Source organism: Rhizobium sp. BK619, from assembly GCF_014195245.1.
Lineage (GTDB): Bacteria > Pseudomonadota > Alphaproteobacteria > Rhizobiales > Rhizobiaceae > Rhizobium > Rhizobium acidisoli.
The window spans coordinates 22,142-33,717 of the sequence record NZ_JACIBH010000012.1; the positions used below are offsets into that span (position 1 = coordinate 22,142).

Sequence of the window (11,576 nt, forward strand, 5' to 3'; positions counted from 1 at the left end):
TGCACGCCTCGGGCGGTGACGGCGAGCAACGCGCAGATTTTGATCCTCAATAGGCTTTCGGAACGACTACGTTGAAAGGCCGAAAGTCCTGCAGAGCTGTCATTGTCTGGCCCGCACGTCGGCCCATTCGTAGATCGCTCTGAGCAGAAGCGAAAAGTTGCCTGTCGCCCTCTGTCGTCCCACTATCCTGGGCAAGAGGAGACCGCCCTATGAGGGAGAATCGTAAATTGGCCGCAATTCTGGCCGCGGCGTGCGAGGTTGCGGTCACTGAGCGGTGGCCTGATCGATCCGACCATCGCCCTGTAAACGGCGCGTTATCAAACGCACAGGTGACGGGGTACTGGTCGATGCCGTGCGCTGCGCCATACAGGTGCAGAACGGTATGGTCGAGCGCAATGCTGCCGTGGCGCAGGACCGCCGCATCGAGGCCCGGATCGGCATCAGTCTGTCGACGAGAGCGACGGCACCTGATGGGCGAGGGCATGGACATCGCCTCGCGTTTGGAGCGCATTGCAGCGCAGAGCGCCATTTGCCTGTCCGAGGACGCCTACCGTGAGGTCAGGGCGAGGCTCGATCGCTCCGTCAGCGATCTCGGCAACACCCAGCTCAAAAATATCGCTACTCTTCGCTCCAGGTCGCCGTCGTCGCAGGCAAACTCAGAAGTTACCGCCGAGTTGCTGGTTGTGCGCCGACCGTGTTGCCGCTGAAGCTTTCGATTGCCGTGTCGACCTTGTTGGTCTCGCACCAGTCCATCAGTCGTCGCGCGGGAAGCCGAAATCGGCGCGCAGGATGGCGCACGTTCGGCCATCTCTCGCGAAACTGCCCAACGATGCGATCAATTTCGCGACCGATCCGGCGCTGGCGTCGATGTTGGAACGCTGCAGCTTCGCCGATAAGCACGTGGCGGCCACAGAACATGTAAAGCGGCAGATAGGAGTGGCAATCTGTAATACCCCGTGAGAGAACCGGACCCTCCTGGTGGCTGCAGCGGATCGTCGGTGCCGTCGAGATCGAACACGATCTCGACTCGCGGCTTAGCGTAGGCCTCTAGAACAGCTCGACAAATAAGGTTTCCAGCGTAGCCCTATAACCGATCTTATGATAGAACGTCGGCTGCCCACGGAGCCGTCCTCCAGCCGGTTTAAGGCCGGCCAGAACCGAACAGTCGCGCCGCTTCGGCGTCAGGCTCTGCGAGAGAAGCCGGAGGACTGGGTCATGGCGCAGCATGTCATGGTCGTCGACGTCCTCGTATTCCAAGGCGATCGCCGCGATGTGCTGCCCGACCAGCGTGCGCACAGTGTTGACCGTGCAAGCCGCAGCGCGGCGTTAACAAAGCACGCCGCCATTTGCTCGAGCAGGCCAATGACTTTGTCGACATGGCGAAGGAAAAGGCGCGCCGGCAGGTGATCGCGCCGCCATCGAAACCAGCCACAACTTTGTGACCGTCGAAGCCTTCAAATTCGAGCTGTGTGGAGATACAGTGTAGTTGCATCGGACCCCGTCTTCCCGTCTGATAATGTTTGTTGCAAAAGCAGTTCTCAGATTCTTGGGGCCGATTCACCTCTTACTTTGAGATAATTCAGACTAGCATGAGCTGGAGTGATTCTTCGAATGCCAAATTTGCTTGCGCAGATGCATAAAATCATCTACCGCCGCATCAGATATATCGTGACAAGGCCGAAGCCTCCGAAAGCCAGTGTACCATTTGCCGGCCCTGTCGTGGTAGTCGGATCGGCACCTGTTTCCCACAAGCCCGTCGGCTTCGACGAAACATATCGTATCATTTCCGTGAACGCCTCGCAAATAGCTGTCCATGCCTGGGGCATCGATGCGCCCGACATCACCCTGATGGGCTTCAACGAGCTCCAGGGCGGCAATACGGCAGCCGTGGAGACAAGGCGCGTTCTCACCGGGCACCGCACCGGCGCTCTCTACGTTCTCACCTGGCGGCGGGGTCAGAAACGCCAGGCGCGCGTGAAAAACAATCTGAACTCGTTCAGCTATTGCTACCGGGATCTCCATCTCGTGGGCCGCTATCAGCGCATAGCGCTGATGCACAAAGCCGCCGGTCTGGTGAATCTTGAGCTCGATGCCGAAACGAAGTGCTCGAACGGAATGGTCGCAGTGTTGTTTGCGTTATACAACGACGCCAGTGCGGTCATCATAACCGGCATCAATCCTCATTCGAACGGCCACATATACAACAGCGCTAATCTGACCCGCAAACATACCCGTTTCGACCGGGAAATCCTCATAAGGCTGCTCGGGCAAGGCTATCCCATCTACACAGCTGATCCGCTGGTCTCGGAAGAAGTCGGCCTGCCGCTCTGGCAGGGTGACAAAGAACCGAAGTCCAAGGCGGCGCAATAAGCAACCGACAATTCACAACATGTGTTCGTGCGGGCCGAGGGTCTGGGTTTCAAAAAAAGAGTTCTGCCGACCAAGCAGACGGCGAGGGCAGGATGCCGTTCCAGCCGATGAAAAGATCGATCGACAGGAAAGGTTTGGCATTGCCAGCGCCGAAGGTCCAGAGGAGGATATCGGGGCGCCGATGATGCCAAAAACGATATCCGGCACGACTGGAAAATCAAGGAAATAAGGGGTTTTGCTTAGGTTTGGCTGGGGAACCTGGACTCGAACCAAGATTAACGGAGTCAGAGTCCGTCGTTCTACCATTGAACTATTCCCCAGCAAGTGCCGCCGAAGCATGGCTTGGCTGCTGTGCGGCGCTTATAACCAAAAGCGAGCGGATTGCAAATACCCGTTTTGAAAAAATTCGATGCTGTCGCGAAGCGGTGAAGCGATCCCCAAATCCCTCTCCCAAAAAAGAATTTGGTGATTTTGGCGGGCGCTGATATTCTTGCCGCAACGCAAAAATCGAACGAGCGCCTGCTGCATACCTCAGGGAGTTGCGCGGCGCGGTGGAAAAACAACGTGGAAGACCCCGAAGGCGGCGCAAAGCCGCAATTTGACGGGGCGTCGGCGGCAGGGCGCAAGGACGGCAAGAAGTCCAGGCGCCGCAAGGGCGAGCGTGGTGGGCAATCCCGCAACGCGGCTCATCCCGCTTCGCATGCACTTTCCGGCAATACCGGACAGTCTGCGCGCCCGATGGAAGATGCGGCCGGAAATCCGGCCCGCAAGCGAAAGCGTCGCCGCCGTGGCGGCCAAGGCGTTGCGCAGGACGGTTCATCTCATCCTCAAGCGACGGAGCAGGCGCGAGCGGCGGGCAATGTCGCCCGGTCCGAAGGCGAGCAGACGACAAGCCGGCGTAACCGCCGCAAACATCGCGGCAAGCGCGGCCTTCAGGGTCGGCCGCTGACGGCGGCAAAACCTTCCCCACCGCAGCAGGAAAGCCGCGCCGAAGAGACGGTGCAACGCGCCGAGCCGCGCGAGGCGCAGAACGGCGCAAATGCCGGCCGCAGGGGGCGCCAGGATGGCCATGCCCATTCCGGCTATCAAGGCGATCGCCAGGCCGGCGAACATGCGTGGCCGGACGAACTCTATGCCGCTCTCGATCTCGGCACCAACAATTGCCGTCTTCTCATCGCTCAGCCGACCCGCCCCGGGCAATTCCGGGTGGTCGACGCCTTTTCCCGCATTGTGCGCCTTGGCGAAGGCCTGGCGGCCAGCGGCCGTCTGTCCGACGAGGCGATGGAAAGGGCGATCGAAGCGCTGAGGATCTGCGCCTCCAAGCTCAGAAACCGAGAGATTCGCCGCATGCGGCTGATCGCCACCGAAGCCTGCCGCCAGGCGGTCAATGGTGAGGAGTTCCTCAGCCGTGTCGTTGCCGAGACCGGTCTCGCGCTCGAGATCATCGATCGCGAGACCGAAGCGCGGCTCGCCGTCTCCGGCTGCTCCTCGCTGGTCGGGCGTGAGACCCGTTCCGTCGTCCTCTTCGATATCGGCGGCGGCTCGTCGGAGATCGCGGTCATCCGCATCGGCGACAATCGTTTCAGTCGCCTTGCCAATCACATCACCCACTGGACCTCGCTGCCGGTCGGCGTCGTGACGCTGTCGGAGCGTCATGGCGGGCGCGACGTCACGCCAGAAGCTTTCGAAGGCATGGTGCGCGAAGTTGGCGGCATGCTCGAAGGCTTCGATTGCCCGGAGATCGAGGTCGCGCAGACCGGCGACTTCCATCTGATCGGCACATCGGGCACGGTGACGACGCTTGCCGGCGTCCATCTCGACCTGCCGCGCTATGACCGGCGCAAGGTCGACGGCATCTGGCTGTCCGACGACGAGGTCTCCGCCATGCAGGCAAAACTGCTCTCCTGGAATTTCGAAAGCCGTGCCGCCAATCCCTGCATCGGGCCGGATCGGGCCGATCTGGTGCTCGCCGGCTGCGCCATCCTCGAGGCGATCCGCCGCCGCTGGCCGAGCCCGCGCATGCGGGTCGCCGATCGCGGCTTGAGGGAAGGCCTGCTCACCGACATGATGGCCGATGACGGCGTGTGGCGACGCAACCGCAACCGCCGCGGCCAGCGGGCTAGATAAGGAGAACGCATGACCAAGGCACCGATCGCGGGAAACCGCACCGGCCGCAAGCTCGGCCAGCGCGTCAAGAACAAGAAGATGAAGGCCTCCTCCCGCCAATGGCTGCAGCGCCACATCAACGATCCCTATGTCCAGCGCGCCCAGCTGGAGGGCTATCGCGCCCGCGCCGCCTTCAAGCTTTTGGAGATCGACGAGAAGCACCATATCCTGCGCGGCGCCCAGCGCATCATCGATCTGGGTGCCGCACCCGGCAGCTGGTCGCAGATCGCCGCCAAGGTCACCGGCTCGACCGATGAGGATATCCGTGTGGCCGCGATCGACTTTCTTGAAATGGCCCAGTTGCCCGGCGTCAAGATCCTGCAGCTCGATTTCCTCGATCCCACGGCGCCGGAAAAGCTGCTGGAAGCCGTCGGCGGCACGCCCGATCTCGTCATCTCCGATATGGCGGCACCAACCACCGGACACCACCGCACCGACCATTTGCGCACCATGCATCTCTGCGAAGTCGCGGCGCAATTTGCCGTCGAGGTGTTAGGGGAGGGCGGACATTTCCTCACTAAGACCTTTCAGGGCGGCACCGAGCGTGAGCTACTTGCCATGCTGAAGCAGAACTTCCGCCAGGTCGTCCATGTCAAGCCGAATGCCTCACGCGCCGAATCGGTCGAGATGTTTCTACTCGCCAAGGGGTTCAAAGGGCGCAAGGCCGAAGCTAAACAGCAAGCGTGATCTTCGGGCCACTCTTGTCCGATGATGGCGATCCTAAGTAGATCCGGATATCTCAAGTCGATATGCCTGCCCTAGCGGTGCATTCGGTCGTGTCCTCCGGGAAGGATAGCTGTTAACCGCGCTCGAAGAACGGTGTCTCGCATGCAAGCCATGCCGATCAGAGAGCAAATCAGCCTGCACCTCAGCCGTGTTTTTCTGCCGATCAACTCCTTGCGTCGTATCGTTGACCATCGTTTAGATAGGGCTATGACGACTCGTAACGCTGTTGCCTGAATGCCGCATTGAATAAGGCCATGGATTTCGCCCTTATCGCGGCTTGACAGCCGACTTCGCGATCCTTAGCGAGTCAGCACCGATAGGGTCAGGCCGGTTAAATGAAATATTTCAAACAACTCATCATAGAGGCGCTTTATCCCGGGAATGGGGCGGTAAGTGCACACGACCGCAACAACGGCATCGCTGTCTTTCTCTTTGCAATTCTACCAGGACTTTCGCCGAATTTTAACGCCTTCATCCTCCTCGCGTCGATGCTGTGGGGCGCCTACTCTCTGGCGACAGGTCGCCTTGCCTTGAACCTGTCGAGATCCGACCGGCTGGTTGCCATCGGTATGTCCATCTACCCACTGGTGATGATCGTGAGCATATTCATCAATCCACCTTACTCCGAAGAATTGCAGTGGATACTCCGGCTCCTTCCATTCTTTTCGATCTGGTTGGTATTGCCGCGGATGCGCCAATCTCCCGATGGCCGTCTCGTACCGCTCTTCATCCTCGGCGCAGGGATCGGCATGATCGCTACTTTTCTGCTCAGTCTCCTGCAGATCGCGTTTCTTATGGACCGAGCGGAGGGCGGGACTACGAACGCTGCCCTTCTCGGGATCATAGGCATTCTCTTCGGCGGCATTGCACTCCTCAACCTTCAATCTCCCAAAAGCGTGGAGCAAAGGATTGCGATTTTGGGATATGCCGCCGGTCTCGGCTGCGTTCTGCTGTCGGGAACGCGCTCGGCTTGGCTAGTCATTCCCGTCCATGTCGTCATCTTCCTCTGGTTTTTTCGCAATCGCGGCTTCCATCTGAGCTTGCGCAGCCTCGCCATTACCGGCGCCTTGCTGTTTGTGGGCCTTGTTGCCTTAGGAAGCGTCCCGGTATTTCATCGCATTCAGGAGCTTCAGAAAAATCTGACGTCGCTCGAACGCAGCGACGGTGAGATCACCTCGCTCAGCGCGAGGTTCGCTTTGTACAAAGGTGCACTATCGGCAATCAGTAAGGACCCGTTGACTGGTTACGGCCCGCAAAACCGGATGACTTCGGTTTTGGCAGAGCTGCCCGAGAACATAAGGCCGCAGCTGTCCTTCTCGCATGTCCACAACGGTTTTCTGACCGCGGGAATCGATGCCGGCGTTTTCGGTATCGCGGCGCTTTCATTAATGCTGCTCACCCCTGTGATCGGCGCTTGGAGAAAAGAAGCCGGGCCGGGCCGCGATCTGGCGATAGCGCTCGCTCTTCTGCTCTTCAGCAGCTACGTCATAACCGGCAGCTTTGGCATCATGTTTAACCAGAAGGCTCTCGATCCGATCTTCGCCTATATAGTCGCCCTAATCTGCACGGATCGAGGCAGCACACTCTTTGCGCCCGTTGTTTCGAGCTGACGGTCTTGCACATGGGCGGCTGGCCAAGGGCTTCAAGGGACGCAAGGCCGAAGGTGACGCTGAGAAAGCTTGATCTTGGGCCAGTCCGGGCTGATGATGACGGTCTTAAGAGTTGAACTGCTGATCCCATGCTTCTGTACATCACGCTCGGAACCAATGACCTTTATCGTGCAGGACAGTTTTACGATGCCGTGCTGCCTTTGCTCGGTTATCGCCGCCAGCATTATTCGGAAGAGGAAATCGGCTATTCCCACGATAGCGATACGCGCTGCCGCTTCTGGGTGGTGACGCCCTTCAATTGCCGCCGGGCGACATCAGGCAACGGCGCCATGGTCGCGCTGGCGGCCGAAACCCGGGCGTCCGTCGATGCTTTCCATGCTGCTGCGATTGCGGCAGGCGGCGTCGATGAAGGCGCGCCGGGCCTGCGCCCCTACCACGCCCATTTCTATGCCGCTTATGTGCGCGATCTCGACGGCAACAAGCTCTCTGCCGTCTGCGAAAATCCGGAATAGAGCACGTCGCGCAAAAGTGTGCCGCGGTTTTCCCAGGCAAAGCGCGAAGCGCTTTTGCGGCAACGACATGCGTAAAAACAAAGAGCTAGCAGGCTGCTGAAAAACCCGCTGGCTTTTAGGCTGGACAAATGATTCCATCTTTCAAGATGTTGAGGGAATTTTGATGCGCGGCGGGGATGATCGGACGGGGTCTCTGTTTTCGTATGTCGATCTTGAGGCCCGGGTGCCGGCCGGGCATCCGCTTCGGGCGATGCGCGATCTGGTGAACACTTCGCTTGTGGCGTTTGATGGGTCGTTTGCGGCGCTGTATGCCAAGACCGGTCGGCCATCGATTGCGCCGGAACGGATGCTGCGGGCAGTGCTGCTGCAGATGCTCTATTCGATCCGCTCGGAGCGCCAACTGATGGAACGGCTGGAGTTCGACCTTTTGTTCCGCTGGTTCGTCGGGCTTGGCATCGACGATGCGGTCTGGGATGCCTCGTCGTTTTCAAAGAACCGGGACCGGCTGCTGACGACGGAGGTTGCCCAGGGTTTCCTGTCGACGTTGCTTTCGCAGCCTGCGGTCAAGCGGCTGTTGAGTGCGGAGCATTTTTCGGTCGACGGGACGATGCTGAAGGCGTTTGCCTCGATAAAGAGCTTCCGGGCCAAGGACGGCTCGGATGAGCCGCCGGAGGATGGCCGCAACGGCGAGCGCAACTTTCGCAAGGAGAAGCACTGGAACAAGACACATGCCTCGACGACGGATCCGGATGCGCGTCTGTACCGCAAGGCCAATGGCCAGGAGAGCCGGTTAGCCTATCTGGGGCACGCACTGATGGAGAACCGCAACGGGCTTGTGGTCGACGGCGCGGTGACGCATGCGACCGGCACGGGTGAGCGGGATGCGGCGAAGGCGCTGAGCAAGCGCCTTGGCGGAGGAGCGACGCTGGGCGCCGACAAGGGTTACGACGCGGAGGCCTTCGTCGAGGGACTGAAGGCGCGCAAGATCGTGCCGCATGTGGCGATCAATGGGACGGTGAGCAAGACGGGCAAGGTGCGCAAGACGGTGGTGCCGCCGGAGGTGGCGCAAAGTGCCGGTTATGCGGTCAGCCTGCGCTGCCGAAGCGGATCGAGGAAGTCTTCGGCTGGGTCAAGACGACGGCCGGATTGGCGCAGCTCAAGGTGCGCGGATTGGACAAGGTGAAGGCGACCTTCACATTCGCCCTTGCCGCTTACAACATCATCCGCCTTCCCAAATTGATCGGACCGACGGGAGAAGTCTGTCTTGAGGGAGCTAAAAGCCCATGATGACCGGTGAAATCCTCGCGATCAGCGCAGGTTTACCGGCAATCCGGTTGAAATCAAACCCACGCCCAAGCTGCGCGGTAACGCAAAACGATTTTCAGCGGCCTGCTAAAGCGCAAGGAACGAATCTGAAAGATCGCGACGCGCTTTGGAACGACAGCTCCGCGCGTCCTTTTGAGGCGCGCAAGGAACGCTGTACCCCCTTGAGCCTATTTCATCATCGTCTGCTCGGCTTCAACAGTCGATACCGTCACTGCCTTCGCGCGATGGCCGGAAACGAGTGCGCCGGCATTGCGGTCCATTCTGAGGAAGGGAATGGTGGCGATGACGGTCAGTCCGGCGATGATATAGAAGGCAAGGTGGAAATCGGCGACTTGCAGCGCTTCGCCCCGGATATAGATCGAGCTTTCCAGGATTGCGGCGGCGACCGCGACACCGAGCGCCAGGCTGACCTGCTGCATCACCGAGCTCATCGATGTCGCTTGGCTCGCCTCGGCATCGTCGATATCGGCGAAGGCAAGCGCATTGACGCCGGTGAACATGAAGGAGCGGGAGAAGCCGCCGAGCAATAGTACGCCGATGATGACCAGATGCGGCGTTGTCGGCGTGAACAGGCCGGTGACGATGGTCACGAGGGTCGTCACCATGGCGGCGCAAAGCAGCGTCGTGCGGAAGCCGGCAGCGGCAAAGACCCGCTTTGCCATGAACTTGGTGGTGATCGCCCCGATGGCGCCGGCAAAGGTGATCAGGCCGGATTGAAACGGTGTCAGCCCGAAACCGAGCTGCAGCATCAGCGGCGTCAGGAAGGGCATGGCGCCGACGCAGATGCGAAAGAGCGTGCCGCCGAGGGTCGAGGCCCGGAAGGTCGGGTTCTTGAACAGGCCGAGGTTGAGAATCGGCGCCGGGTGGCGCCTGGCATGGCTGATATAGAGGAAGCCGCAGATGAGGCCGATCGCGGTGGCGGTGACGCCGATGATCGGCGGCAGGGCTGGCAGGCTGACCACCGACAGGCCGAAGACCACGCCCGCGGCCGAAAGCGAGGTGAGCACGAAGCCGGTGAAATCAAGCTTCGGCGGCGCCGTCGCCTCGACCTTCGGCAGGAAGATCGTCGCCAGCCAGATGCCGATGATGCCGACCGGCACGTTGATCAGGAAGATCCAGTGCCAGCTGAAATAGGTGGTGATGAAGCCGCCGAGCGGCGGGCCGGTGAGCGGGCCGACCAGCGCCGGGATGGTGAGCAGCGCCATGGCCGAGACCAGATCGCTACGCTTCGTCGTGCGCACCAGCACCAGACGGCCGACCGGCGTCATCATCGCGCCGCCCATGCCCTGCAGGAAGCGGGCAAACACGAATTCGACGAGATTGGACGAGACGGCGCAGAAAATCGAGCCGATGACGAAGACCGAGATGGCAAGCCGGAAGATTTTCTTGGCGCCGAATCTATCGGCCATCCAGCCGCTGACCGGGATAAACACCGCCAGCGCCACCATATAGGAGGTCAGCGCCAGCTTCAGCGTGATCGGCCCGACATTGAGATCCGCCGCAATTGCCGGCAGCGCCGTCGAGATCACGGTGGAGTCCATCTGTTCCATGAAAAGAGCGACGGCGAGGATCAGCGGGACGATGCGGTTCATAGGCGGGAGCCTTGATGGGCGCGGATGGAAGCCGGAAGGCCCGTGCTGTTTAGTCCCACTTCAGGGGCCTGCCAATGCTCAAATCGGGTTCGATGCCATGTTTGCTTCACGTCTGCGTGAGACCGCTTGTCCGACAACGTCGCCTGCCAACATTGTCCTATGTCGACGCCGCCAAGACAAAAAATCCGGCGGGAAACGAGATCGGGCGCGCGGCGACACACCACACGGCTTGGGGGAAGGGATATATGGCAATTTCGACGCAACTGAAGCGGCGTACGTTTTTCGCAGCAGGGCTTGGCCTGCTGGCGGCACCGGCAATTTTGAAAGAGAAGGCCGAAGCGGCCACGATTGGAGAAAGCAGAAATATGGATGTAACGCCTTTAGCCGAAATCAATCAGTTCAAGCTCGGTTCCTATAAATTTACCGCAGTGCGCGACGGCATCAACATCTCCGAAAAACCTTATGAAACCTACGGCACCAATCAGGATCCGGAAACGGTCAAAGCGTTGCTGACAGCAAACTTCCTGCCCGCCGATAAGTTGCTGAACGGCTATACGCCGGCCCTTGTCGATACCGGTTCGGATGTCATTCTCGTCGATACCGGCTTTGGCGAGAGCGGCCGCGCAAGGGGCAGCGGCAAGCTTGTTCAAGGCCTGAAAGCGGCTGGATATTCTGCCGACGACGTCACGATCGTTGCGTTGACCCATCTGCACGGCGACCATATCGGCGGCCTGATGGAGAATGGCGCGCCTGCTTTCAGGAATGCCCGCTATGTCATCGGCCAGGCCGAGTATGATTTCTGGTCAAACAAATCGCGCGAGGGCACGCCGGCCGAGGCTAGCCACAAGGCGGTGCTCGCCAATGTGGCGCCGCTTGCCGAAAAGACGACCTTCATCAAGGATGGCGACAGCTTCGCCCCCGGCGTCACCGCGATGCTGGCGGCCGGCCACTCGCCGGGACATATGGTCTTCCACGTCGAATCCGAGGGCAAACGCCTCGTTCTTACCGGCGATACGGCCAATCATTACATCCTGTCGCTGCTGCGCCCGGATTGGGAGGTCCGTTTCGACATGGACAAGACGCAGGCAGCCGCCAGCCGCCGCAAGGTTTTCGACATGATCGCGACCGAGAAGATCGCCTTCCTCGGCTACCACATGCCGTTCCCGGCGGTCGGTTTTGCCGAGAAGCAGGATGGCGGCTACCGGTTCGTGCCGAAGACCTATCAGTTCGACATCTGATATGGAGCCGTTCCAGCAGAACGAAGGGTGAAAACA

The 11,576-nt window shown here is 60.1% G+C and carries 7 protein-coding genes, 1 tRNA gene and 3 pseudogenes; 8 read left to right on the forward strand and 3 right to left on the reverse strand.

Annotated features, from left to right (window positions below; translation table 11 throughout):
• Positions 1–209: 209 nt before the first annotated feature.
• Positions 210–620: pseudogene (locus tag FHX14_RS22380) on the forward strand (adenylate/guanylate cyclase domain-containing protein); the annotation flags it as partial.
• A gap of 103 nt (positions 621–723) precedes the next feature.
• Here the strand turns inward: FHX14_RS22380 and FHX14_RS33115 are convergent.
• Positions 724–1,492: pseudogene (locus tag FHX14_RS33115) on the reverse strand (transposase); the annotation flags it as partial.
• A 119-nt stretch (positions 1,493–1,611) separates the two neighbouring features.
• Here FHX14_RS33115 and FHX14_RS22390 point away from each other — a divergent pair.
• On the forward strand, positions 1,612–2,370 hold the full coding sequence (locus tag FHX14_RS22390) for a membrane-anchored protein (RefSeq protein WP_184378760.1): 759 nt from the start codon (positions 1,612–1,614) through the stop codon (positions 2,368–2,370).
• 246 nt (positions 2,371–2,616) lie between these two features.
• Here the strand turns inward: FHX14_RS22390 and FHX14_RS22395 are convergent.
• Positions 2,617–2,690: transfer RNA gene (locus FHX14_RS22395), tRNA-Gln, on the reverse strand.
• A gap of 244 nt (positions 2,691–2,934) precedes the next feature.
• On the opposite strand from FHX14_RS22395, the gene FHX14_RS22400 reads away from it, so the two are divergent.
• From FHX14_RS22400 to FHX14_RS22420, 5 genes and pseudogenes are all read left to right on the forward strand, one after another.
• Entirely contained in the window at positions 2,935–4,497 is a 1,563-nt protein-coding gene (locus FHX14_RS22400; RefSeq protein WP_184378762.1) for an exopolyphosphatase, read from the forward strand.
• A 9-nt stretch (positions 4,498–4,506) separates the two neighbouring features.
• Positions 4,507–5,223 carry an RlmE family RNA methyltransferase gene (locus tag FHX14_RS22405; RefSeq protein WP_184378764.1) on the forward strand — a complete coding sequence of 239 codons (717 nt, stop codon included), beginning with the start codon at positions 4,507–4,509 and terminating at the stop codon, positions 5,221–5,223.
• Positions 5,224–5,597: 374 nt separating this feature from the next.
• Positions 5,598–6,872, forward strand: a complete 1,275-nt coding sequence (locus FHX14_RS22410; protein WP_184378766.1) for an O-antigen ligase family protein — start codon at positions 5,598–5,600, stop codon at positions 6,870–6,872.
• 128 nt (positions 6,873–7,000) lie between these two features.
• Positions 7,001–7,384 (forward strand): VOC family protein, encoded by a 384-nt coding sequence (locus tag FHX14_RS22415; RefSeq protein ID WP_184378768.1) that lies wholly within the window; start codon positions 7,001–7,003, stop codon positions 7,382–7,384.
• A 163-nt stretch (positions 7,385–7,547) separates the two neighbouring features.
• Positions 7,548–8,671 (forward strand): annotated as a pseudogene (locus FHX14_RS22420) (IS5 family transposase).
• Positions 8,672–8,877: 206 nt separating this feature from the next.
• On the opposite strand, the gene FHX14_RS22425 reads toward FHX14_RS22420, so the two are convergent.
• Positions 8,878–10,302 (reverse strand): DHA2 family efflux MFS transporter permease subunit, encoded by a 1,425-nt coding sequence (locus FHX14_RS22425; RefSeq protein ID WP_184378770.1) that lies wholly within the window; start codon positions 10,300–10,302, stop codon positions 8,878–8,880.
• Positions 10,303–10,547: 245 nt separating this feature from the next.
• Here FHX14_RS22425 and FHX14_RS22430 point away from each other — a divergent pair, with 245 nt between their 5' ends.
• Entirely contained in the window at positions 10,548–11,540 is a 993-nt protein-coding gene (locus FHX14_RS22430) for an MBL fold metallo-hydrolase (protein WP_184378772.1), read from the forward strand.
• The last annotated feature ends 36 nt before the right edge of the window (positions 11,541–11,576 follow it).